This window comes from Vibrio echinoideorum (genome assembly GCF_024347455.1).
Taxonomy (GTDB): Bacteria; Pseudomonadota; Gammaproteobacteria; order Enterobacterales; family Vibrionaceae; genus Vibrio; species Vibrio echinoideorum.
Genome location: NZ_AP025483.1, coordinates 966601 through 991993 on the forward strand (window position 1 = coordinate 966601; position 25393 = coordinate 991993).

Consider the following 25393-nt stretch of genomic DNA (forward strand, 5'->3'; position numbering starts at 1 on the left):
TAATGACGTAGGTTTTCTTATTCAGTTAATCAGTTTGTACCACAGGGTGTGGTGCAAAACTTTAGGGGCACAAATGGATTTGTCGATCACTTCATCCTTGGCGTTAATTGGACTGTTGTCCTTGGCGTGTCAGCTGCTAGGCTGGCGTTTGCGTCTTCCTGCTATTCTCCCCCTCCTTGTTGTCGGTCTGTTATTAGGCCCTGGTTTAAATATCCTCAATCCCGATACCATTTTTGGCGACGTGTTGTTTCCGTTGATTTCATTAGGCGTAGCCATCATTTTATTTGAAGGTGCGTTGACCCTGAATTTTAAAGAAATCAGAGGCCACGGGCGCATGGTGACGCATCTCGTGAGTTTCGGTATGTTGATTACTTGGGCGTGTATCGTTGTGGGTGCTCATTTCTTCGTAGGTTTCAGTTGGCCGTTAGCTGCTTTATTTAGTGCATTAGTGGTCGTGACTGGTCCGACGGTTATCGTACCTATGTTGCGCAGCATTCAGCCCAAATCTTCCTTGGGTAGCATCTTGCGATGGGAAGGGATAGTTATTGACCCAATTGGCGCTCTGTTTGCTGTTCTCGTTTACGAATACATTGTCTATTCAGCCGCACCTACGGGTCATATTCTGTCGGCGTTGGGTCTGACGTTGGCCATTGGTTTAGGCTTAGGGAGTATCGGTGGCCATTTGATTGCCAAGATGCTGCAAGGGCACTGGGTTCCGCATTATCTACGTAATGTGGCGGTACTGACGCTAATGTTGGCCGCATTCTCCTTTTCAAATGACTTGAGTGAAGAGTCCGGTTTATTAACCGTGACCATCATGGGTATCTGGCTCGCCAATGTGAAAGGCTTGGATCTCGAAGACATTATTGAATTCAAAGAAACCCTGACTGTGTTACTCATTTCTGCGTTGTTTATTCTGTTAGCGAGCAGGCTTGATTCGGGGACTTTCCTCTCAATAGGTTGGGGCGGTGTTGGCTTATTAGCGGTGGTTATGCTGGTGGCTCGTCCTTTGAGTGTATGGATCAGCGGGATCGGTACGGATCTTACCTCTGCTGATAAATGGTTCTTAAGCTGGATGGCGCCTCGCGGGATCGTCGCAGCCGCAGTCTCCTCTTTGTTTGCTATAAAGCTCCAGGAAAAACAATTGATTGAAGGTGCTGATTTACTGGTACCTATGGTGTTCTTAGTCATCATAGGTACGGTAGTGATTCAGAGCTTAACGGCAAGCTGGTGGGCTAGAAGGTTAGGTGTGACTCAAGAGAAGGCACAAGGAGTTATTTTCTTTGGCGCGACTCATTTTGCTCGGCAGTTTGCCAAAGTGCTGGCAACACATAACATTAACAGCGTGCTAGCCGATACCAACTGGGAAAGCATTCGCTTGGCGCGCATGGAGAACTTGAATGTCTATTTCGGTAACCCAGCTTCGAGCCACGCTGAAAATAATCTGGAATTGGACGGGATAGGGCGTGCAATGATCGTATCGCCATACCGACAAACGAATCCATTGGTGAGCATGCACTATCAAGATGAATTTGGTGAAAGCAAAGTGTTTGAACTTGAGTCATCCGAGACAAAACATGAAAGGCATCAGGTGAGTCGTGATGGCAATAGAAGTTTGTTCTCTGAAGGGATCACTTATTCAAAACTCAACTCGTTAATGGCTCAGGGAAGCCAAATAAAAAGTACGGGATTAACTGAAACTTTTGACCTTAATGAGTTCAAATCACTTTATCCTAAAGCGATCCCACTCGGTGTGATTACTGAAGGTAACTTCCGATTAGTCACACAAGGTTCTGAGTTGGAAAAATTAATAGCAACAGAATGTGAAATCATTAGTTTATTGCCGCCTTCAGAGCAGGCAGAAAGAATCGATATTCCAGATAAATAGCGAGTCGCCCTGTATCAAAAGCGACTCACTGTGTATCAAAAATGAATAGTTCAGAATCAAAAAAGCCGCAACGTTATCACGCTGCGGCTTTCTTATTCTATTTTAAGACGAAACAATTAATCTCAATGGTAATGCTACCGAGATTGTCGTTGTGGATTATTTCGAGTGAAATTGCTCACAAGCGATCATGGTGTTTTCGATCAGACTCGCAACTGTCATTGGTCCAACACCACCAGGTACTGGAGTGATGAAACTTGCGTTCTCTTTAGCCACGTCGTATTCAACATCACCAACTAACTTACCAGATTCTAAACGGTTGATGCCAACATCGACCACGACCGCGCCTTTCTTAACCCAGGCACCAGGAATGAAGTTTGGTTTACCTACTGCAACCACAACAACGTCTGCTTGACGTACGTGACCTTCAAGATCTTTGGTAAAGCGGTGACATGTTGTCGTCGTACAGCCGGCTAGAAGCAGTTCTAACGTCATTGGGCGACCAACAATGTTTGATGCGCCAACTACGACTGCGTGCTTGCCGCGTAAGTCGATGTTGTAACGATCAAGCAGCGTGATAATGCCTTTGGGCGTGCAAGAGCGTAGCTTAGGCATACGTTGAGCTAAACGGCCCACATTGTATGGGTGGAAGCCATCAACGTCTTTTTCTGGAGTGATACGCTCAAGAACGTGAGTGGTATCAATACCAGCAGGTAGAGGCAATTGAACCAGAATGCCGTCAATTTCTGGGTCTTCATTGAGTTGGTCTACTAGCGTTAGCAGTTCATCTTCGGTTGCTGTCGCTGGTAAATCAAAAGACTTTGAAACGAAGCCTACTTCCTGACATGCTTTACGTTTACTTCCAACGTAAACTTGAGAGGCAGGGTCTTCACCCACTAAAACAACCGCTAGGCCCGGAGCGCGTAATCCAGCTTCAGTACGAGCTTTTACACGTGCCGCAACTTCAGAGCGAACTGTTTGAGAAATTAGCTTTCCATCAATATTTTGAGCAGTCATGAATTTCCTTAGTATTGATATTCAAGTTAGTGGCTGATGTTTTGGCGCATTATTCCAGAAAATCTTTTTGATTACCATCAAGCAAACGTTTGCTTCGGTCTATTTTCCTACACTTATAATCTCATTGCCCTTTTTTTACTCACTTGGATCAGAATGTTACACAAAGCCGTTGCTTTACTGATTCGAATTCGTATAATCCTTTCCTGTAGCGCGCCCTTAGCTCAGCTGGATAGAGCACCTCCCTTCTAAGGAGGTGGTCGAAGGTTCGAATCCTTCAGGGCGTACCACTATTTAAAGAAACCCGATAACTCTCTGAGTTGTCGGGTTTTTTGCATTTCAGAACGACTTAATCTATCAATACCATGTTTTGTATTTCGATGTCTCTGTCTTTCGGCTTTTGCTAAACGGCCACGAGCTGTGGGGTATATCTAAGACCTAACATACTGCACCCGTCTTCCAAGTAACTATCGGTAACAACGTCGAAGCCGAATTTACCATAGTAGTCTTTGAGATGTGCTTGTGCCGAAATAAAAATCGAACAATCTGGATAAACCTTTCGTGTGGCATCAAAGCTAACTTGCATCAATTGGTTACCAAGCTGCTTTCCACGGTAGCCTTTCGCTACAATCACTCGCCCAATACAAACGTCATTTGCATCAGAATCCAGCAAAGGTAGAACATCGGCTGGGTATCCGAGCTTCTGAGCCATAATTCGGCTATAAGCTACTAGACATTCGTTCTCATAGCCCATGACATGATAAGTCTCGGGGTGATTATCTTTACCATCCAAATCACTGTATGGCGTGTTCATATCTACGATAAAAATGTCGACTCTTTGTTGCAAGAAATCATAGAGCTCTTGAACAGACAGATCCGCAAATTTTTTAACTCTCCACTCGATCATTATTTTTCTCCTTATTATTTTGGCTACAACATAGAGAGTATTTACAACGAGTTCATTAACCTTTGTTAATAGAAGACATGGTTAATTGAGCATGCTGTTGAAAAATGATGAACCTTGTTTCGTCATAGGCCGGAAAGGGCGGACACTAAACCTTTATGTGTTTTGACCATAATAAAAACAACTGTTTTAGAGCACCACTCATTTTCCTTCACTATTCATTTCATTCGGCTCATGTAATAGAAAGTTAAAATTGTTCGTTTTTTGGGGTTTACATCATTTGGTATTAAAGCCACTATGAATTCACGAAGAATAGACAAGTAAAGCTGTTAGTCAGTGGGTTTATAGACTCAAACCTTCTGTTTGATGGCTGATTTAGAGGAAGTAATGGCAGGAAACAGTATCGGACAACATTTCCGCGTGACTACGTTCGGAGAAAGTCACGGTATCGCACTAGGATGTATCGTAGATGGGTGCCCACCAGGATTAGAAATTACCGAAGCAGACCTTCAAAGAGATTTGGATCGTCGTCGCCCTGGTACTTCTCGCTATACAACGGCTCGCCGTGAAGCGGATGAAGTGAAAATCTTATCAGGTGTATTTGAAGGCCAAACTACGGGCACTTCTATTGGTCTATTGATTGAAAATACAGACCAACGCTCTAAAGACTATTCCGAAATTAAAGACAAATTCCGCCCTGGTCATGCAGATTATACGTACCACCAAAAGTACGGTGTGCGTGATTACCGTGGCGGTGGTCGTTCTTCTGCTCGTGAAACCGCAATGCGTGTTGCTGCGGGTGCAATTGCGAAGAAATACCTAAAACAAGAATTTGGTGTTGAAATCCAAGCTTATCTTTCTCAAATGGGTGATATCTCAATTGATAAAGTGGATTGGAACGAGATCGAAAACAACGCTTTCTTCTGCCCTGATGCCGACAAAGTACCAGAATTTGACCAATTGATCCGTGACTTGCTAAAAGAAGGCAACTCGATCGGTGCGAAGATTCAAGTGGTTGCGACTAAAGTGCCTGTAGGTCTTGGTGAGCCAATCTTTGATCGTCTAGATGCAGACATCGCTCACGCTCTAATGAGCATCAATGCGGTGAAAGGTGTTGAGATTGGTGACGGTTTTGATGTGGTTAATCAGCGCGGTAGCGAACACCGTGATCCATTAACTCCAGAAGGTTTCAGTAGTAACCACGCTGGTGGTATCTTAGGTGGTATTTCTACTGGCCAAGATATTGTGGCGAGCATTGCACTTAAGCCGACATCAAGCATTACAGTTCCTGGTGACACCATCACTAAAGATGGCGAAGCAACGCAGCTAATCACTAAAGGTCGTCACGATCCATGTGTGGGTATTCGTGCCGTGCCTATCGCAGAAGCGATGTTAGCAATTGTATTGCTTGATCATCTATTGCGTCATCGTGGTCAAAACTTTGGTGTGACAACAGAAACGCCAAAAATCTAGTTTTGCTTCGTTTTATTCAAAACAGAATTGAAACTGATTTGATAGAAACAAAAAAGGGTTGCTTCGTAATGAAGCAACCCTTTTTATATTCTGCGTCATTGAGAATATCTAATGTACAGAGCTTTCCGGATCAAGCTGGAAAGACGGCAAGCGCCATTTGAATCTTACAGCTGCCATACGCAGCAAGTAGCCAACCACAAGTGTAACTATCGTTGCTGTTACGTCGTTAATGCCAAGCTCAAGCAAACCTAGGTATAAACCCGAAGCAACAAGGGCAACAGATGCGTACAACTCTTCATGCAGAACCAATGGGGTTTGACGACAGATAAGATCGCGCAGTAGGCCACCAAACACGCCAGTCACTAATGCTGACACCATACAAATCATTGGGTGCAGACCCATGGTCATCGCCACTTTAGTACCAATGATACTGAATACAATTAGCCCCAAGGCATCCAGACGAATGAACAAGCCTTTTAGCTTGATCACCCATTTAGCCAGCCCCGTTGTGACAACACCAGCCAAACAGGTGATAGCCAAATACTGGGGGTTTTCAACCCAACCTAAAGGGTAGTGGCCAAGTAAGATGTCTCGTACTGTCCCGCCACCAATTGCTGTTGCACTCGCAACTAACATTACGCCAAACCAATCCATTTTTTGTTTGCCAGCACTGAGAGCGCCGGTCATGGCTTCTGCCGTGATGCCAATGATATACAAAATACTTAATAGCATTGCTGTAGCTCTATAATTTAGGTCTATAAATTGAAGTGTTATAGGCCTTGAGGATATAAAAATGAAGCGCGAGTGTAGTAGTAAAAACGTTTGTTGACGAATGAATATTTGTACCTTGAATCGATGTTTCAGATTAGTTGAAGTAATCAATTGGCATCAGTTGAGGTTATCTATTGTAGATACGGGTTGCTTTGTGGCGGTGGAGAGCGCTTGAGTTGGTAACATTACGCTTGATAGGGGCTTTACCAAGGCGAAAAAACAAAGCAAAATACGGGTGTTTACTTCATTTCAAGCCAGTTCTATGACCCACCAATATTCAGACATTATCGATATTTTTAATCAAACCTTCTCAGAGAGCTTTAACACTAAGTTAGAGCTAGGCGCTGACGAGCCTATTTACTTGCCTGCCGACGATACGATCCCACACCATCGAATTGTGTTCGCTCGTGGCTTTTACGCTTCGGCTTTACATGAAATCGCACACTGGTGCGTTGCTGGTCCTGAACGTCGTTTGTTGGAAGATTTTGGTTATTGGTATGAGCCAGATGGACGTATTGAATCGGTTCAAGCCGAGTTTGAAAAAGTTGAAATACGCCCACAAGCGTACGAATGGATCATTGCGACGAGCGCAGGCTTTCCTTTTAATGTCAGCTGTGACAATCTACACGGCGATTTTGAGCCAGATCGTTTGGCCTTTATGAATAAAGTACACAGCGAAGTCATGGGTATCTTAGAAGTTGGCCTTCCGCCTCGAGTGAAAATGCTCTCTGAAGCATTATGCAGCTTCTACGATGTTGAACCTTTATGTGCTAGCCAATTTATAGTGAAATAAGAGAATATTATGATTATCGAATTTGAAGAAAAACTACTTGAAGTAATTGATGCTCGCATTGAAAACGCATCAGACGATGAACTGTTTGCAGGTGGTTACTTACGTGGTCATATTTCTCTTTCAGTGGCTTCATGTGAAGAAGATGGCATTGAAGAAGTAGCGGAAGTAAAAGCACGCATTGAAAAGAGCTTAGATGACGCTCGCTCTGAACTAACACCAGCAGACCGCACGATCGTAAATGATCTTTGGGTTGAGTTACAAAACCAAGCTTAACCTCGATACATTGATGCTATCCGTTCAGTCCCTTCCTTCTCATTTTACTGAGCGAACTGTTTATTTGAGACTCATTCGAAATTTTTGAATGAGTCCGTTCATTTCTTGTGATGGTTTCATTTTCTTACTACGTTATTCTAATCCCACTTAACGAAATCACAGAAAAGGTTACATCATGAAAGTTATCGCATTTGGCGCAAGCACAAGCTCTACTTCTATCAACAAAGCACTAGCAACTTACGCAGCTAACTTGATTGATGAAGCTGAAGTTAAAGTTCTAAACCTTAACGACTACAACGTTCCTATGTTCAGTGAAGATACTGAGAAAGAGATTGGCCAAGCTGAAGGTGCACAAGCATTCTTACGTGACCTAGCTGAAGCTGACGCGTTTGTTATCTCTTTTGCAGAGCATAACGGTCATTACCCAGCAGCTTATAAAAACCTATTCGACTGGGCTACACGCATTGAGCGTTCAGTGTTTGGTGAGAAACCTGCGGTTTATTTAGCGACTTCACCTGGACCTGGTGGTGCACAAACCGTACTTGGCGCAGCAACGGGTTCAGCACCATACTTTGGCGGTAACGTAAAAGCGTCGCTTTCAGTACCTAGTTTCTACGATAACTTTGACTTTGAATCTGGTTCAATCAGTAATGAAGAGATCGCTCAACAGATTAAAGAAGCGGTAGCTAAGCTGTAAATACAATCCAGTTTATGGTTACACAATTAACGAAAAGCCCGAGTGACTTAATGTCGCTCGGGCTTTTTAGCTGTTAATTTCAGATATCTTAGAACTTGAGACATTTGAGATGTTCAGAATAGCTGAACTAGGAATTACTGGCTCGATTTAGAATACTTGTCTGCAGTCCATCCAGCCGTTAGTGCTTTGCCTTTACGCAGTCTTCGTACCCACATTCTACTTGGGTGAATCGCTTCAAGTACATCTACAGGTAAAGGCAACGGGTCACCGCAAATTTGTGACGCCAAAACTTCAGCCAACAATGGCGCAGAGCTTAAACCTCGTGAACCCAATCCAATAAAACAGAACAAGTTCGGATAGCTGATAACAGGTTCGATACCGTCGATAGCATCACGCTGCGGATTAAAGTTGTGCAGATTCTGATATTGCTCTTTGATGGATTCAAAATCGCCAACATTACCGACGAATGGTAGGTGATCTCGGCTTACGCTTCGGATACCTTGGCGCGCTAAGTTGTCACTGGTGTCGACATCTTTTGTCCACTCTTGGTCTGGCAGCGATCCGTACAGGCGCTCACCATTATGTTGCTGAACCTCAATATCAAACTCTTGGTCGATATTGGTCTTGTCGTAGTTGGCGCCAATACAGTGATGGCCGTTATTTGTATTTTGCGGCGTTAGGTAGCCATCAAAACACAATACGGTTTTGAGTTTGGTTAAGTTGTCAGTCGTCGGGATGTGGCTCACTTGGCCTTTAACCGGAGTGAGTGGTACGGGCTGAGTTTGTTTAAACTGAGTGAACTTGTGTCCATTCGCAACAACCACTTGGTCGTGTTTTGTCTGAATCTCGCCTTGAGGTGTCTTAATCGTCAACAACCATTGTTGTTCAGCATCTAACCACTCAAGTTGAGTGACTTGATGTTGATAGTGTGCGCTCACTTGGTTTGTCTGTTCTAACTTGCCAATCAAACCTTGAGTAAGCTGAAGAGGGCTTAGCCACCCACCCAGTGGAAAGTAAACACTCTCTTTATCGACCGGCAAGCCAATCTTTTCGTTCGCTTGCTCTGGTGCTAAACGCTGAATCAGGTCTGTGTGGAAGTTGCCTTCCAACATGCGGTTGAGCTTTTTAGTTGAACCTTCATCCCACATCAAAATGTTCACGCCACACCAGCTGTGGTCAAATTGAACAGACTGAGCCGCTTGATTAATAAATTGACGAGCAAACAGTAACCCAGGGCCAAACACACGAGACACGTTCGATGTCGCTTCACTCAATAACGGGTAAATCGCACCTTGATTATTGCCTGAGGCATTGCCCGCAGCTTGTTGGTGTTCACAATAAAGCGTGATTTTTTTACCACGGCGGCTTAACGTTTTGGCTAATGCGGCACTGGCTACACCACCACCGATAATGGCGATATCTTGTGAATCACTGTTTTGAGGTAGGCCATACCAAGGTTTGATGTTGGTATGAGCGTGTTTCTCGCTAAGTCGGCCAGCAATCATTTCTCGTTTGGTACCAAAACCTTTGACCTTTTTCATACCAAAGCCTGCTTCGATTAAACCGCGGCGAACAAAACCTGCAGCGGTAAACGTGGCGCAGCTGCAATCCTGTTTGGCCAACTTTGCCATGCCGTTGAATAAGTTTTGATTCCACATCTCAGGGTTTTTGCTAGGAGCAAAGCCGTCTAAGAACCAGGCATCAACTAAGCCTTGTTTTGGTGTCGGAACGTTAGGCATGCAATCTTTGATGTCACCAAACCATAGGTCAAGCGTGATTGCGCCATCACCCAATACAATACGATGACATTCAGGCAGTGCGATAGGGTAGTGTTCTTGGAGTTGTTTCGCATATTCAGCTAATTCTGGCCAAGATTGATGCGCTTTAATCAGATCATCTTTATTTAGAGGATATTTCTCAAAACTGATGAAATGTAACTCTTTGGTCATCGCTTGTGGGTTATCTTTAAGAAAAGCATCGAACCACTGCCAAACCGCGAGAAAGTTTAAACCAGTGCCAAAACCGGTTTCTGCTATCACAAAGCGGCGTTGTTCATGTTCAACCCAACGCTCTGGAAGGTGGTTTTGCTTTAAAAAGACGTAGCGAGTTTCTTCTAAACCGTTAACATTGGAGAAGTAAACGTCATCAAATTGGTCTGATACTGGCGTGCCAGACTCATTCCATTCCAGTTCTGCATTAGTAATTGAAGTCATAAAATCTATCATTTTGTGATTTGAAGCGATATGTTGGTAGGGATTGTACGAATTTCTAGGAAAGCTGACCACTTTTGTTAGGCTTCTTAGTTATCATCTAGCTGAATTTAGAATTATAGGAATGTCACATGAAACGAGTCGTAATCACCGGTATGGGTATTGTTTCAAGTATCGGTAACAACGTCGAAGAAGTTTTAGCATCACTGAAAGAGGGTAAATCAGGTATTACCGCTTCAGAGCAGTTCAAGGAAAATGGCTTGCGCTCTCAAGTTTGGGGTAACCTAAAAATGAACCCTGCTGACCATATTGATCGCAAAAAAATGCGCTTTATGGGTGATGCAGCGGCATTCGCTTATCTTTCAATGGAGCAAGCAATTGCTGATTCTGGTTTAACAGAAGATCAAGTATCTAATGACCGCACGGGTATCGTTGCGGGTTCAGGTGGTGCTTCATCTCTAAACCAAGTAAACGCAGTAGACATCATCCGTGAAAAAGGCGTGAAGCGCGTTGGTCCATACATGGTTCCACGTACAATGGCTTCTACGGTTTCTGCTTGTCTAGCAACTCCTTTCAAAATCCGTGGTGTGAACTACTCTATGAGTTCTGCATGTGCGACTTCTGCACACTGTATTGGTCACGCAATGGAGCTTATCCAACTTGGTAAGCAAGACGTAGTATTCGCTGGTGGCGGTGAAGAGCTTGATTGGTCTCTGACTATGATGTTCGACGCAATGGGCGCACTTTCTACTAAGTACAACGACACTCCAGAATTGGCTTCTCGTACCTACGATGCTGACCGTGATGGTTTCGTTATCTCGGGTGGCGGCGGCATGCTAGTTATCGAAGAGCTTGAGCACGCAGTTGCTCGTGGCGCAAAAATTTACGGTGAAATCGTAGGTTACGGCGCGACTTCAGATGGCTACGACATGGTTGCTCCTTCTGGTGAAGGCGCGGTTCGTTGTATGAAGATGGCAATGCAAAACGTTGATGGCGTTGACTACGTGAACACTCACGGTACTTCAACTCCTGTTGGTGACGTTAAAGAATTAGGCGCTATCCAAGAAGTGTTTGGTGGCAACAGCCCAGCAATTTCAGCAACGAAAGCGATGACTGGTCACGCTCTAGGTGCAGCTGGCGTACACGAAGCTATCTACTCAACGCTAATGCTAGATAACGGCTTTATTGCACCTAGCATTAACGTAGCAAACTTAGACGAAGCAGGCGCAGGCCTAGACATCGTAACTGAAACTCGTGAGCAAGAGCTAACGACAGTTATGTCTAACAGCTTTGGTTTCGGTGGTACGAACGCAACGCTAGTAATCAAAAAATACCAAGGCTAATTGAAGCTAAGGTTAAATTAATAAAAGGTTAATCGTTAATGGGTGACGTGAGTGCAGATTCAACACGCACAGGCCACTCAGTAATCATGACCATCAGAACATAGCTTTATAAATATGGTTTTAAGCGTGTTTTTTAACCCTAGCTTTGTAAGCTTCGCTTTAGAAAATGGCTTTTTAAATCAAGATTTAGAAGTTGAAAGGTTTCCAGAGCTTGATCAGTGGTGACTTAGTTACTACTGGTTGAACAGACGCAAGACTCTGTCTCCTGGAGAGCGAGATAGGATCCTTTTGTTCTGGATGTTTGCCCGATTGTTTATTCAATCGGGCATTTTTCGTTTTAGATTTACTCAGTTACTCAGTTACTCAGTTACCCAATTGCCAGGGTTGATCATTATTCGGGTTATCGTTTGATGAACGCTAGAAATGATGCCACTGTCAAATCTCTTGTTAGCGTTAAAGCCAATTCAGCCCTTTATTTATAATGTATTCCATTTGCTACTCGACACCGTGTGTGGAATTTTGCACAATCATTTCAATTCACATTTAAGGTCGACAGACCCCAACAAAAGTACCTTCCCAATGAAAATCTTAATCGATGAAAATATGCCTTATGCTGAAGCGCTTTTTAGCCAGTTAGGTGAAGTGACAATGAAGTCCGGTCGAACGCTAACTGCTGACGATCTTGTTGACGTAGACGCTTTGATGATTCGCTCTGTCACCAAGGTGAACGAGTCATTGATTAGCAAAGCCAATAAGCTGAAGTTTGTCGGTACTGCGACGGCAGGTATGGACCATGTCGACCAAGAATTGATGAAAGATCGTGGCATTTTCTTTACTGCGGCGCCTGGCTGTAACAAGGTGGGTGTTGCTGAGTATGCGTTCAGCGCGATGATGGTGTTGGCTCAGCAACAAGGTTTCTCTGTATTCGAAAAAACGGTCGGTATTATTGGTTGTGGTCAGGTGGGTAGCTATTTAGCGAAGTGCCTTGAAGGTATTGGCATTAAAGTATTGCTGAACGATCCTCTAAAACAACAAGAGGGTGATACTCGCGAGTTTACTGAATTAGAGACACTGCTTGAGCAATCGGACGTGATCACTTTGCATACGCCAATCACTAAAACGGGTGAATTCCCAACTCATCACTTGATCAATGAGCAAGTACTGAACAACTTCCGCGCCGATCAAATTCTGATTAATGCGGCTCGCGGTCCAGTCGTTGATAACCAAGCGTTAAAAAATCGCCTGCAAAAAGCCGACGGGTTTACTGCGGTTCTGGATGTATTTGAGTTTGAGCCTGAAGTCGATTTCGAGCTGCTTCCACTACTTGCTTTTGCAACACCTCACGTAGCGGGCTACGGTTTAGAGGGCAAAGCGCGCGGTACTACGATGATCTTCAACAGCTATTGTGAATTTTTAGGTACTGAACAACGTGCTTATGCAAGCGACCTTCTACCAACAGCGCCTGTACCTCAAATGAAATTAGATAGAGCTTGGGATGAAGCAACACTGCACAATTTGACTCAGTTGATCTATGATGTGCGAAAAGACGACGCCTTATTCCGTCGCAATATCTCTACGCCGGGTTCTTTTGACAAGATGCGTAAAGAATATTGGGACCGCAGAGAGTATAGTGCAGTCGAGTTAACGGGCGATGAGTCTTGTAATTTAACGCCGTTATCTAAACTCGGTTTTATGGTAAAGCCAACTTTATAAAAGAGAGAAACAATGAGCCAAGAATTTAATATTGCTATTTTAGGTGCGACTGGTGCGGTTGGTGAAACCATTCTTGAAGTACTTAAAGAGCGTAAATTCCCTGTCGGTGAAATGCACTTACTAGCAAGTGAACGTAGTGAAGGCAAAACTTCCCGTTTTAACGGCAAAACAATACAAGTACAAAACGTAGAAGACTTCGATTGGTCTCAAGTACATATTGCGTTTTTCTCTGCAGGTAGCGAACTTTCAGAACGTTGGGCTCCAATTGCTGCTGATGAAGGCGTTGTGGTTATCGATAACACATCACGCTTCCGTTACGAATATGATGTTCCTTTGGTTGTACCAGAAGTGAACCCTGAAGCGATTGCTGAGTTCCGTAACCGCAACATTATTGCAAACCCTAACTGTTCTACTATTCAGATGGTAGTAGCACTTAAGCCAATTCACGATGAAGTGGGTCTTGAGCGTATTAACGTTTCAACTTACCAATCTGTGTCTGGTGCAGGTAAGCCGGGTATCGATGAGCTAGCAGGTCAAACGGCTAAGCTTCTTAACGGCATGCCAGCTGACAAGTCAGCATTCTCACAGCAGATCGCGTTCAACTGTATTCCTCAAATCGATGAATTTACAGAGAACGGCTACACACGTGAAGAAATGAAGATGGTTTGGGAAACTCAAAAAATCTTTGCAGATTCTTCAATCACGGTTAACCCGACTTGTGTTCGAGTTCCGGTATTCTATGGCCACGCAGAGTCGCTTCACATTGAAACTCGCGCTCCAATCGGTGCAGAGCAAGTGGTTCAGCTTTTAGAGAACACTGACGGTATTGAAGTGTTCCAAGCACTAGACTTCCCAACTCAGGTTCGTGATGCTGGTGGTAAAGACCACGTAATGGTTGGTCGTATTCGTAACGATATTAGCCATCACAGCGGTGTGAACATGTGGGTGGTTGCTGATAACGTTCGTAAAGGCGCAGCAACAAACGCAGTACAAATCGCTGAACTTCTGATTCGCGATTACTTCTAAGCTTCACTGCTTTGATAAACAAGCCTCACTCTTTAGTGGGGCTTTTTTAATCGATTGAAAATATTGTTAGTCAAATTGTGTGAAATTGCTGCGAATATTGTTGCTGCAACACATTTTTTGTTTTCATCTCTATAGTTTTACGTCATTTATCCGATATATTTAATAGTTCATCACTTTATCCGAATTTAAGCACCTAGCTGAGCCTTTTATGTTTCAAATTTTCAAGCAGTGGGTAATGCCTTTTGCAGTTATCCTTGCGACTCAGATTTCCGTTGTTCGTGCAGATTCCATTCGAGTTGTAGGGCCTAATGGCCAGATACAATCAGCGCCTACGTTTTCAGAACCTCTTCAAAGAGCGCAATTCGATAGCGCTGAACCTTCTCGTTTCTATGGCCCAACTCGTGGCTCCGAAACTTTATGGTCTATCGCCTCCAAGTTACGACCTGATAATTCCGTTTCAGTCCAACAAACCCTGCTGGCTATTTATCGCTTAAACCCACAAGCGTTTGAAAATCAGAATATCCATAGTTTGCTGCCTTCCAGTAACTTACGTGTGCCCTCTTTAGAGCAAACACGTGCAAGTTCGACTCAGCAAGCGATCAACATTATGAATTCGCATTTGGCTAAGCTTGATGCTTCAGCAATTAAGCCAGCGGCTTCAAAACCCAAAGCGGTTCAAGCGCCAAGTCGAACTGATGCCAAGGCTAAACCGTTAGCGTCGACCGAATCAGTGCCTGCGAAACAAGCAAGCAAAACAGAACCTGTTAAAAAGCCATCGTCTCCAACTCAATTATTCCCAGTTAAAGAGGTGAATAAGTTAGAGAAGCAGCTAGAGCTTTCAGAAACAGAGTTGCTGTCACTTGAAGAGAAAAACCATCAGCTTCGTTTGATGTTGTCGAATGTCCAATTGGAAGTCGACGAACTAAAAACAGAACTGAGTGATGAAGACCGCATCCGCAGTGAAGTGGAAAAGCTGCTTGATGAAGAGCGTAGAAAGAACGCCGAAATCGAAAAAATGGCACCAAGTGCGATGGACGAGCTGTTATCTAATGGTTGGTTGGTTGCGGCTCTTGCGATAATTCCTGGCCTTCTACTTGGCTTGATCGTTGTGATGTTGTTAGGTCGTCGTTCTAAAGATGATGAGCAACAGCAAACGAATCAAGATCAACCGATTCAGCCAGAACCAAGCAACGTAGCGCCTATCACTCTAGGCGATGAGATGGACGACTTCGATAACGACCTTTCTCTAGATGATGAATTGTTTGGTACGGAAGATGACGCCAACAAGTTATTTGACGACCAAGCATTGGCAGAAGAAGACGATGTCTTTGCTGGCTTAGAAGAGTCCGATCTCGACTTCAATCTCGACGGTGAAGACGATGACCCATTTGCCAGCATCGGTGACAACGGTGACTTAGACACCAACTTTGATGACCTAGACTTAGACAGCAGTAACGGCATAAGTGTTAACGGCGAAGAAAAGGCACTTGGCCTTGAAGAGATGGAACGTGCGCTTGATAAAACGGCGGAAAGTGCACTTGATTCGGATGACGGCGATTTTGACCTTTCTGATGACAACGCAATGTCTACTGGTGACATTGAGGCGTTGCTATCTCAAGAATCCGCAACAGAAGATTTAGGCTCGAATGAACTAGACCAGTCTCTACTCGATGATCTGTTTGCTCTTGATGACGAAGATGATGATAGCTTCGATATCGATGCGTTGATTTCAGAAGAGCAAAATGATTCTGCTACCAACACAGAGATGTCAGCAACCGATGACTTTGACATTGATGCGCTTATCTCAGAGCAACAGAGCGATGCTAAGCCAGTTGATCTGAGCAATGACGAGTTTGATATCGATGCTCTTATCTCTGAGCAGCAGACCTCACAACCTTCAGCTCCTAGTGTAGAAGATGATATTGATGACATCTTTGCTCAAGTTGCAGCGCAAAATAATGAAGCTAATGATCCTTTTAACCTAGATAGCGACGATGAAATCGCCTCTGGCCTTAACAGCGGTTTAGCGTCTGATGATGACATCGACAGTATTCTAGCTCAGTTTGATCAGCCATTAAAAAGTGAAGAAGAACAAGGCAGCGTTGACCTACTGGATGAACAGCTATCTGGGAATGACGTTGATCTAAGCAACTCAACAGATCTCCTTGACGAAATGCTTGAAGATGAATCGGATGATGAGTCTGAAAAACCTTTAGGCTTTGATGCTTTATCTGAACTTGAAGAGCTTTCTGGTTTATCGACCGATGATGAACTAAATATCGCTGAAGACAGCACAGAAACGTTAGATGAGTTGATCAGTGATTCTGATGATGACGACTTTGAGCTTGACGCTGAGAGCACGGAACTACTCGATGATTTCCTTGATAGCGAGCTATTAGTTGACGATCTTTCAACAGATGAAACGGATAAGCAGAAAACTGAATCTTTAGACCCGTTTGATGACCTACTGACCAGTGGCATTGAAGACGAGCTTGAATCAGAAGAGCAGGCGTTTGATAAAGAGTTAGACGCAGCCTTTGATTTAGACAAAGCCAGTGATGACCTTATTATTGATTCAGACGTTGAACTTGAACAGGTAACCGCTCAACCAACTGAAGTTGAACTCCCTGAAGTCGAGTCAGCACAAACAACAGATACAAGTGAAACATTACAACCTGAACAACTTTCAACCAGCGATGAATTGTTAGATTCGGAACTTGCTGAAAACAAGGCTGATGTACAGTCTGAAAATGATAAAGCGTTTAACAGTGATGATTTTATCGATGACTTGTTTGGCGTAGCGCCTGCAACGGATGCACTGCTAGATGATGCGCTAGAAACAACTGACGAAGCGTTGATTGATGAGTTGATGACGCCTAATGACAGTGATTTACAGGAAGCGGTTGAAGAGCCAACTGAAGCTCTAATTGATCCTATTTCAGAGCCAGAACAAACGCCTCTTTCGGATGTTGCTGAAGCATTGACAGAAGAAAACGTGTCGTCTGTTGAAGATGACGAAATGGATATCGATTCACTGTTATCTGAAAATTCTGATTTCGAAGCATCAACTTTTGACGAGCTGGAGCAAGAAGAACCTAGTCAACAAAAAGCAGAGCAGGAAGAGCCAGCCGCACAAGACAGTCGTGAAGACACCATACCTAATTTTGAAGACCAAGCTTCGCCATCATCTTTGAATGATATCTCTGAAGATGATGAAGAAACGGTAGAAGATTGGTTAGCGGAAGCGATCGACGATGTAGAATCTCCAACGAACATTGACTCTGATTTTGACTTCGAACCTAAAATTCAAAGTAGCGATGAGTTTGATGATGTTGTTGAATCCTTGCCAGAGCCAGAGCCAGAGCCAGTTCGTGCTGCGAATATGCCAGAGATCATTCCTAATGAATTTGGTGTACCAGAGGACGACGATTGGCTGGTTGGAGAGGATACAACTAACGAAGGCGCATTGACGGAATCTGACGCGGAAGTAACATCGGAATCAGAAGCTCCTGTTGCAGACTCTCAACTCGATACTGAATCGCAACTAGACGCTGCACCTGAAACCGATGCTGTGCCTCAAACAGAAACCACACCGCAAGTTGAAGTTGCACCGCAAATAGAAGCTACACCATCAGACAGCGAAGATGAGTTCTCTTTTGATGACTTCGAATTGCCTGAGTTTGGTGAAGAAGATGCATTGGCGGAAGCTGATGCTGAAGTCACACCGGAATTAGAAGCTCCTGTTGCAGACTCTCAACTCGATACTGAATCGCAACTAGATGCTGCGCCTCAAATAGAAGCTACACCATCAGACAGCGAAGATGAGTTCTCTTTTGATGATTTCGAATTGCCGGAGTTTGGTGAAGAAGATGCATTGGCGGAAGCTGATGCTGAAGTCACAACGGAATTAGAAGCTCCTGTTGCAGACTCTCAACTCGATACTGAATCACAACTAGACGCTGCACCTCAAATCGAAACTACACCGCCAGTTGAATCTGTACCTCAAACTGAAACTACTTCCTCAGATAGCGAAGATGAGTTCTCTTTTGATGATTTCGAATTGCCGGAGTTTGGTGAAGAAGATGCATTAGCAGAAGCCGTTAGTGAACCCGATGAAGCACAATTAGAACAAGATCTATCTGCTGAAACAGAGAAGTTTGAGTTCGATGATCTCGATCTTCCTGAATACGATGAAGAGAGTGCCAAAGCAGACTCTGTTTTAGACGATATTGAGCAAAGCAGTGCAGAGCCGGTTGCTGAAATAGAGGGTGTGGAGTTAGATGAATTTGATTTACCGGAATACGGTGAAGATGAGGCTATCTCAGATGCGTTTGCAGAGAAGCCAGCACCACTAACTTCGTTTAGCCCTCAAGGTGAAGAGCAAGACGCGTTGCATGACTTGTTCTCAAACCCGCAAAGCTTTAGCCAGACGGATGAATTCTCTGATATAGAAGAACCTGAGGTTGAAGGTTTTACTCAACCTATGACTTCTTTAAGTGAAGTCCCTGAACAAAACTCAATTACAGCATTGAATCAAGACGAGCCACTAGAAGGCTTTGATGATTTCGATGAAACAGCATTAGCTGAGTTGTTGTCAGAAGATGTTCAAGACTCTGTCGACAACATGTTCGATAAACCCTTAGATGCCACATTGGTTGATAGTGCCGGGCTAGATATTGATGCGATGCTTGAAGTGGGTGGTGAAGATTGGAAGGGCTTCAATCTAGCACCAGAACAACAATCAAGTATGCACCACGATGTTCCTGATGATCAGCAAGAAATTTGGGCATCGGTAGGACAGCAAGCTGAACCTAAAATCAAAGAAGAGAATTGGGCTCAGCAAGACAACTTAACAGAGTCTGACAGCAGTCGTGACAAGCAATACATGACGATTGATGAACTAATGGCTCAAGTGGAACAAGAAGGCGAAGACGCAATTAATCCAGATGACGAAGAGTTAAAACTGGATGTTGGCCTTAACGAGTTCCCAGATGTGATCGGTGACATCGGTAATTATGATGTGGATAACAACGCAGAAGCCGCTGGTAAGCTTGATTTGGCGAAGATCTACATTGAGATGAGCGACTCTCAAGGTGCAATTAAGCTCTTAGAAGAGGCGATAGTTGACGGAAGCGATGATATTCGCCGAGAGGCAAAGAACCTTATCGATACGTTAAACGGCCGATAAACTTAATCAAAACATAAAGGGTAGCGTTGGCTACCCTTTATTTTAGGGTGAGACGAAGCGCCTTTGTTTTATTTCGGTTTCTCAGAAGCACCGACTAGGGCGGTGGTGATTGTTTATTGCAGTTTTAACCCCATCTCATTTGGGCTAACACTCATTTGCGTATATACTTCTCGCCCATTTTCAAAGAGAACAAGAACATGAAAATTGCTTTAGGTATTGAATATAACGGTACCCACTACTTTGGTTGGCAGCGCCAACGAGACGTGAAAAGTGTCCAAGAAGAATTGGAAAAGGCTCTTTCAGTTGTCGCAAATCACCCGGTAGAAGTTATGTGTGCAGGCCGAACGGATGCTGGTGTTCACGGTACGGGGCAAGTTGTTCACTTTGAAACGAATGTCGATCGCAAGATGGTGGCCTGGACAATGGGCGCGAATGCCAATATGCCAAAAGATATTGCTGTTCGTTGGGCGACAGAAGTGAATGAAGATTTTCACGCTCGCTTTTCTGCAACCGCTCGCCGTTATCGCTACATTATCTTTAACCATGCATTACGTCCTGGCATTTTGAATTCAGGAGTGAGCCATTACCATGGTCACCTTGATGAGAAAAAAATGCATGAAGCGGGTCAATACTTACTTGGTGAGAACGATTTCACTTCGTTTAGGGCCACGCATTGTCAATCTCGTAGCCCTTGGCGAAACATGATTCACTTGAACGTGACCCGTCACGGGCACTACATAGTGATCGATATTAAAGCGAATGCGTTTGTTCACCACATGGTGAGGAATATCACTGGTAGCTTAATTGCAGTAGGTAAAGGTGAGCAAAAACCAGAGTGGATCCAATGGCTTTTAGAAGCAAAAGATCGAAAAGTGGCAGGCGCGACTGCAAAAGCAGAAGGCTTGTATCTGGTAGACGTTGATTATCCTAAACATTTTGAGTTACCACGAGAGCCAATTGGCCCTCTATTTTTACCGGATAATTTGAACTAAATGTGAGACTTAGGTTCAAAAACTATTACGGTTTCGTGCGTAAGATAGTGACAGAAAATAGGTACAACCAGTTTTTTATCTACAGTCGCTGTTTTATGTGCTTTAATTCCCTCGCATAATTCCCAAATTTATTTCTTTCGCAATCAAGCGGAAGAATCGAAACAAAAAGGTCTTCCATGAGTTGGCTTGAAAAGATTTTAGAAAAGAGCAACATCGTAACATCTCGTAAAGCGTCTATCCCTGAAGGGGTTTGGACTAAATGTACTTCTTGTGAGCAGGTTCTGTATCATGCTGAACTAGAGCGTAACTTAGAAGTATGTCCAAAATGTGACCATCACATGCGCATGAAAGCACGTCGCCGTCTGGATACATTCCTAGACAAAGGTGAGCGTGTTGAACTTGGTGCTGATCTTGAACCACAAGATAAGCTAAAGTTCAAAGATTCTAAGCGTTACAAAGAGCGTATCTCTACAGCACAGAAAAACAGTGGTGAGACAGATGCACTAATCGCAATGAAAGGCGAACTTCTTGGTTTACCTATCGTAGCGTGTGCTTTTGAATTCTCATTCATGGGCGGTTCAATGGGCTCTGTTGTTGGTGCTCGTTTTGTGAAAGCTGTTGATGCGGCTATCGAAAACAACTGTGGCTTAGTTTGTTTCTCTGCAAGTGGCGGCGCACGTATGCAAGAGGCACTTATGTCTCTAATGCAAATGGCGAAAACCAGCGCGGCTCTAGAACGTTTGACTGCGAAAGGCTTACCATTTATCTCAGTAATGACAGACCCAACAATGGGTGGTGTTTCTGCGAGTTTGGCTATGCTAGGTGATGTAAACATCGGTGAGCCAAAAGCTCTGATCGGTTTTGCGGGACGTCGTGTAATTGAACAAACAGTACGTGAAGACCTACCTGAAGGTTTCCAACGTAGTGAGTTCCTATTAGACCACGGTGCTATCGACATGATCGTTGACCGTCGTGAGATGCGTCAGCGCGTTGCAAGCCTTGTTGCTAAAATGACCAACCAGCCTTCGCCATTAGTAGTTTCTGTGAACGATTCACCGAATGAAGCTACTTATGAAGTACCAGAAGCGCCAGAAAAAGGGTAAAGTACCTTCTAACAAACCTACTTAATTATGGTTATGAGTTAGATGAGTCAACAACCTATTCCTCAAGCCACATCCTCTTTGGAGATGTGGCTTGATTATTTATCAAACATCCACACAAGCGCTATTGATCTTGGGCTAGACCGAGTTCAGGCCGTCGCCTCTAAGGCAAATCTCACTAAACCTGCTCAACACGTGATTACCGTTGCTGGAACTAATGGTAAAGGCTCAACGTGTGCACTGATGGAAGCCATTCTATTGGACGCTGGGTATTCGGTTGGTGTCTACAGTTCGCCTCACTTAATTCGCTATAACGAACGTGTTCGTATCAACGGCCAAGATCTATCTGATGAAAAGATGGTTCAGTCTTTCGATTCTATTGAGAAAGAACGTGGCGAAATCAGTCTTAGCTTCTTTGAATATGGCACTTTGGCGGCGTTACGCGCTTTTCAAGCAGAAGCGGTTGATGTCGTGTTATTAGAAGTGGGTCTAGGTGGGCGTTTAGATGCGACCAATATCGTCGAACATGATGTATCTGTAATTACCAGTTTAGCTGTCGACCATGTTGATTGGCTGGGTGATGATATCAACGTGATTGGTTTTGAGAAGGCGGGTATCTATCGTAGTGGTAAACCAGCAATCTGTGGTCAGCCTAAGCCTCCGGCTACGGTTGCTGCGCATGCTGATGATATTCAGGCTGAATTCTATCAAGTGGGTATTCAATATACTTATGATGTTGATGGTGATGCTTGGAACTGGCGCAGTGGCGCATTTGAATTAGAAGCGCTACCAATTCCAAGTCTACCATTACCCAATGCAGCAACAGCGTTGATGGCGTTGGGGACTTCAGAACTCACTATTAGTGATGTTAATGTAGTGAACGGTTTGAAGAGTGCTCAGCTTCCTGGACGTATGCAGAAAATTAGCGACCAACCTGTGATTGTGCTTGATGTGGCACACAATCCACACTCAGCTGAATACTTTGTACAGCAAGTCACTAAGACGTATGCAGGTAAAAACTTACACGTTGTTGTCGCTATGCTTCATGACAAAGATATTCCTTCGACATTGGAAGTATTAGCACCAATCACAACACATTGGTATCCAGCATCACTGCAAGGGCCTCGCGCAGCAACAGCCGCGGAGTTGTGTCAAAGCCTTCCTCAAGGTGTAGAGCAGCATATAAACCCTGTAGCGGCGTTTGAAGCGGCTTTAGCGTCGGTTAAAGGTGACGATGTTGTGTTGGTGGTCGGTTCTTTCCATACCGTAGGGGAAGTGTTGGAGCATTGGCAGAAAAAAGGAAACTAAATGGCAAGTAAATTCCAAAGCCGATTAGTCGGTACCATTATTTTAGTAGCTATTGGCGTGATCGTATTGCCAGATGTACTTGATGGTAAGAAGCTCCATTATAAAGAAGAGTTTGCAAGCATTCCGATTAAGCCTGAGCTTGATAGTAATGTAGAGGTTTTTGATGTGCTCGATCCCGTTGAAGATCAGATTGCGCTACCGGATTCTCCGGTTGAGCAAGTGGTTGAAAGTGGTGTTGCCGATAAATCCGATACGCAAACGGCGTCATCTTCAAATAATAAAGAAGCTGACAAAGTGGCAGTGGTGGTGAAACCAGTACCAGAAAAAAATGAATACCAAGACAGTGCTTGGCTTATTCAATTGATGGCTTTGAAGAATGCTGATAACGCAAAAAACGTTGTTAAGGATTTACAAAAGCGTGGTTACCAGGCCCACACCAAGCAAGAGAAAACTTTTACGCGAGTAATTATTGGCCCTGATGTCTCTAAATCCAAACTTGAGCGACAAATTAAGGAATTAGAAAAAATTACGGGTTCAAAAGGCCAATTGCTCAAATTTAAACCGTTAAATCCATAAGAAAACGTTTGCGTCAGCATTTTTTCTGTTAAAATGCGCGCCAACTTAAGATGAAGAATTCATGAATTGGTTAGATTTTGTCATTTTAGGCGTGATCGGCTTCTCCGCCGTGATCAGTTTAGTTCGTGGTTTTGCTAAAGAAGCATTGTCACTCGTTATTTGGTTTGGTGCTTTTTTTATCGCCAGTCAGTATTACGTCAAATTGGCGGTTTACTTTACGAATATCGAAGATGATATGTTTCGAAACGGAACTGCGATAGCAGCATTATTTGTTGCAACGTTAGTTGTTGGTGCCTTAGTTAACTATGTCATCGGTCAACTAGTTCAGAAAACAGGCCTGTCGGGTACAGACAGAATCCTCGGTGTCGTCTTTGGCGGTTTACGTGGTGTTTTGATTGTCTCTGCAGTGTTGTTTTTCATGGATGCGTTTACTGCATTCCCAAGTTCTGAGTGGTGGAAGAATTCGCAATTGGTTCCGGAATTTAGTCGAATCATTGCGCCGTTCTTCGAGCATTTACAAGCAACATCTAGTTTCTTATCTGGCGCGCTTTAGCGCCAGTTAATGTCGAAAATCGAGGATTAGGACATGTGTGGTATTGTTGGAATCGTGGGTTCAACTCCTGTAAACCAGTCTATTTATGACGCTTTAACGGTATTGCAGCATCGTGGCCAAGATGCCGCTGGTATTTGTACCATAGAAAGCAATCGTTTCCGTCTTCGTAAGGCGAACGGTTTAGTTAAAGATGTTTTTGAAGCAAAACACATGCAGCGCCTCCAAGGTAACGTTGGTATTGGTCATGTTCGCTATCCTACAGCGGGCAGTTCAAGTGCTTCTGAAGCTCAACCTTTCTACGTAAACTCTCCTTTTGGCATCACGTTGGCGCACAACGGTAACCTAACGAATGCAAATCAAGTTCGTGAGAAGTTGTTCGAAAAAGATCGTCGTCATGTAAACACAACCTCTGATTCTGAAGTCCTACTGAACGTATTGGCTCATGAGATTGATACCGTTAAAGGTAACGTGACTTCAGAAGATGTTTTCCGCGCAGTTGCAAACGTGCACCGCACTATCCGTGGTGCTTACGCAGTAACAGCGATGATCATTGGCCACGGCATGATCGCATTCCGTGACCCACATGGTATTCGTCCATTGTGTCTTGGTAAGCGTGAAGTTAACGGTAAAACAGAGTACATGGTTGCGTCTGAGTCAGTCGCGTTAGACGCTGTTGGTTTTGATTTTATGCGTGACGTAGCACCCGGTGAAGCGATCTACGCAACATTCGAAGGTGAACTTTTCACTAAACAATGTGCAGACAATCCTCAACTAAACCCATGTATCTTCGAGTTTGTTTACTTTGCTCGTCCTGATTCGTTCATCGATAAAATTTCGGTTTACAGTGCGCGTGTTGAAATGGGTGAGATGTTAGGTAAGCGTATTAAAGAAGAGTACGCAGACCTAGACATTGACGTAGTTATCCCAATTCCTGAAACATCGAATGATATAGCGCTACGAATTGCTCAAGCGATCGACAAGCCATATCGTCAAGGTTTCGTGAAAAACCGTTACGTTGGCCGCACGTTTATCATGCCTGGTCAGCAACAGCGTAAGAAGTCGGTTCGCCGTAAACTCAACGCGATTCGTTCTGAGTTTAAAGGTAAGAACGTTCTATTGGTTGATGATTCTATTGTTCGCGGTACAACATCAGAGCAGATCATTGAGATGGCTCGTGATTCAGGTGCAAGTAAAGTCTTCATGGTTTCAGCCGCGCCAGAGGTTCGCTTCCCTAACGTTTACGGTATTGATATGCCGAGCGCAACTGAGCTAATTGCTCATGGTCGTGATAACGAAACGATTTGTAAGCAGATTGGCGCAGACGCTTTGATCTTCCAAACGCTACCAGATTTAATCTCTGCGGTTGGTATGGGTAACCAAGATATCTCTCGCTTTGATACTTCGGTATTTAATGGTGAGTATGTAACGGGTGATATCGACCAAGCGTACTTAGATTTCCTTGATTCTTTACGTAATGACGATTCAAAAGTTGAGCGCGAGATCCAACAAGACCTCGCTAACTTAGAGTTACATAACGAAGGTGCTTAGCTTTTCACTCGCAATAAAGCATTCTC

At 44.0% G+C, this 25393-nt stretch carries 19 protein-coding genes, 1 tRNA gene and 1 pseudogene; 16 read left to right on the forward strand and 5 right to left on the reverse strand.

The genetic code is table 11. The annotated features are described in order from the left end of the window. The first annotated feature begins 73 nt into the window (after nt 1–73). Entirely contained in the window at nt 74–1888 is a 1815-nt protein-coding gene (locus OCV36_RS04555) for a cation:proton antiporter (protein WP_135458076.1), read from the forward strand. 156 nt (nt 1889–2044) lie between these two features. Here OCV36_RS04555 and folD read toward each other — a convergent pair whose 3' ends face one another. Then, complete coding sequence (folD, locus tag OCV36_RS04560; protein ID WP_017074532.1) at nt 2045–2902, reverse strand: bifunctional methylenetetrahydrofolate dehydrogenase/methenyltetrahydrofolate cyclohydrolase FolD; 858 nt, start codon at nt 2900–2902, stop codon at nt 2045–2047. Nucleotides 2903–3112: 210 nt separating this feature from the next. Here folD and OCV36_RS04565 point away from each other — a divergent pair. Next, nucleotides 3113–3189 (forward strand) — tRNA-Arg (locus OCV36_RS04565). 113 nt (nt 3190–3302) lie between these two features. Here the strand turns inward: OCV36_RS04565 and OCV36_RS04570 are convergent. Further along, a complete protein-coding gene (locus OCV36_RS04570; RefSeq protein ID WP_017074533.1) occupies nt 3303–3806 on the reverse strand; it encodes a GNAT family N-acetyltransferase in 504 nt (167 codons plus the stop codon). Between the two features lie 384 nt (nt 3807–4190). Here OCV36_RS04570 and aroC point away from each other — a divergent pair, with 384 nt between their 5' ends. Next, nucleotides 4191–5276, forward strand: a complete 1086-nt coding sequence (gene aroC / locus OCV36_RS04575; protein WP_004734182.1) for a chorismate synthase — start codon at nt 4191–4193, stop codon at nt 5274–5276. Between the two features lie 108 nt (nt 5277–5384). Here aroC and OCV36_RS04580 read toward each other — a convergent pair whose 3' ends face one another. After that, nucleotides 5385–6008 (reverse strand): trimeric intracellular cation channel family protein, encoded by a 624-nt coding sequence (locus tag OCV36_RS04580; RefSeq protein WP_029224983.1) that lies wholly within the window; start codon nt 6006–6008, stop codon nt 5385–5387. A 301-nt stretch (nt 6009–6309) separates the two neighbouring features. On the opposite strand from OCV36_RS04580, the gene OCV36_RS04585 reads away from it, so the two are divergent. The 3 genes from OCV36_RS04585 (at nt 6310) to OCV36_RS04595 (ending at nt 7810) form a co-directional block, all read left to right on the forward strand. Beyond that, nucleotides 6310–6840, forward strand: a complete 531-nt coding sequence (locus tag OCV36_RS04585; protein ID WP_135458125.1) for an elongation factor P hydroxylase — start codon at nt 6310–6312, stop codon at nt 6838–6840. Between the two features lie 9 nt (nt 6841–6849). Next, nucleotides 6850–7113 carry a YfcL family protein gene (locus tag OCV36_RS04590; protein WP_017074536.1) on the forward strand — a complete coding sequence of 88 codons (264 nt, stop codon included), beginning with the start codon at nt 6850–6852 and terminating at the stop codon, nt 7111–7113. A gap of 175 nt (nt 7114–7288) precedes the next feature. After that, the gene (locus OCV36_RS04595) at nt 7289–7810 is read left to right on the forward strand and encodes an NADPH-dependent FMN reductase (RefSeq protein WP_017074537.1); all 522 of its coding nucleotides are present in this window, start codon (nt 7289–7291) and stop codon (nt 7808–7810) included. A gap of 134 nt (nt 7811–7944) precedes the next feature. Here the strand turns inward: OCV36_RS04595 and mnmC are convergent, their stop codons facing one another. Beyond that, nucleotides 7945–10023: a bifunctional tRNA (5-methylaminomethyl-2-thiouridine)(34)-methyltransferase MnmD/FAD-dependent 5-carboxymethylaminomethyl-2-thiouridine(34) oxidoreductase MnmC gene (gene mnmC / locus OCV36_RS04600; protein ID WP_210114731.1), complete on the reverse strand. Its 2079-nt coding sequence runs from the start codon at nt 10021–10023 to the stop codon at nt 7945–7947. Between the two features lie 128 nt (nt 10024–10151). Between mnmC and fabB the strand changes: the two genes are divergently transcribed. Continuing rightward, on the forward strand, nt 10152–11363 hold the full coding sequence (gene fabB / locus OCV36_RS04605; protein WP_017074539.1) for a beta-ketoacyl-ACP synthase I: 1212 nt from the start codon (nt 10152–10154) through the stop codon (nt 11361–11363). 139 nt (nt 11364–11502) lie between these two features. Here the strand turns inward: fabB and OCV36_RS25505 are convergent. Beyond that, nucleotides 11503–11714 (reverse strand): annotated as a pseudogene (locus tag OCV36_RS25505) (hypothetical protein). Nucleotides 11715–11942: 228 nt separating this feature from the next. On the opposite strand from OCV36_RS25505, the gene OCV36_RS04610 reads away from it, so the two are divergent. The 9 genes from OCV36_RS04610 to purF all read left to right on the forward strand — a co-directional run bounded on the left by OCV36_RS04610 (nt 11943) and on the right by purF (nt 25367). Then, a complete protein-coding gene (locus OCV36_RS04610) occupies nt 11943–13076 on the forward strand; it encodes a 4-phosphoerythronate dehydrogenase (RefSeq protein WP_135458080.1) in 1134 nt (377 codons plus the stop codon). 12 nt (nt 13077–13088) lie between these two features. After that, complete coding sequence (locus OCV36_RS04615) at nt 13089–14102, forward strand: aspartate-semialdehyde dehydrogenase (protein ID WP_017074542.1); 1014 nt, start codon at nt 13089–13091, stop codon at nt 14100–14102. Between the two features lie 208 nt (nt 14103–14310). Beyond that, on the forward strand, nt 14311–19290 hold the full coding sequence (locus OCV36_RS04620; RefSeq protein ID WP_135458083.1) for a FimV/HubP family polar landmark protein: 4980 nt from the start codon (nt 14311–14313) through the stop codon (nt 19288–19290). A 197-nt stretch (nt 19291–19487) separates the two neighbouring features. Then, entirely contained in the window at nt 19488–20282 is a 795-nt protein-coding gene (gene truA / locus OCV36_RS04625) for a tRNA pseudouridine(38-40) synthase TruA (protein WP_017072545.1), read from the forward strand. 176 nt (nt 20283–20458) lie between these two features. After that, the gene (gene accD / locus OCV36_RS04630) at nt 20459–21385 is read left to right on the forward strand and encodes an acetyl-CoA carboxylase, carboxyltransferase subunit beta (protein WP_017072544.1); all 927 of its coding nucleotides are present in this window, start codon (nt 20459–20461) and stop codon (nt 21383–21385) included. 42 nt (nt 21386–21427) lie between these two features. Continuing rightward, nucleotides 21428–22690, forward strand: a complete 1263-nt coding sequence (folC, locus tag OCV36_RS04635) for a bifunctional tetrahydrofolate synthase/dihydrofolate synthase (RefSeq protein ID WP_135458085.1) — start codon at nt 21428–21430, stop codon at nt 22688–22690. Further along, nucleotides 22691–23266 carry an SPOR domain-containing protein gene (locus OCV36_RS04640; protein ID WP_135458087.1) on the forward strand — a complete coding sequence of 192 codons (576 nt, stop codon included), beginning with the start codon at nt 22691–22693 and terminating at the stop codon, nt 23264–23266. A gap of 61 nt (nt 23267–23327) precedes the next feature. Continuing rightward, on the forward strand, nt 23328–23819 hold the full coding sequence (locus OCV36_RS04645; protein ID WP_102553021.1) for a CvpA family protein: 492 nt from the start codon (nt 23328–23330) through the stop codon (nt 23817–23819). Nucleotides 23820–23852: 33 nt separating this feature from the next. After that, nucleotides 23853–25367: an amidophosphoribosyltransferase gene (gene purF / locus OCV36_RS04650; RefSeq protein WP_017072540.1), complete on the forward strand. Its 1515-nt coding sequence runs from the start codon at nt 23853–23855 to the stop codon at nt 25365–25367. The last annotated feature ends 26 nt before the right edge of the window (nt 25368–25393 follow it).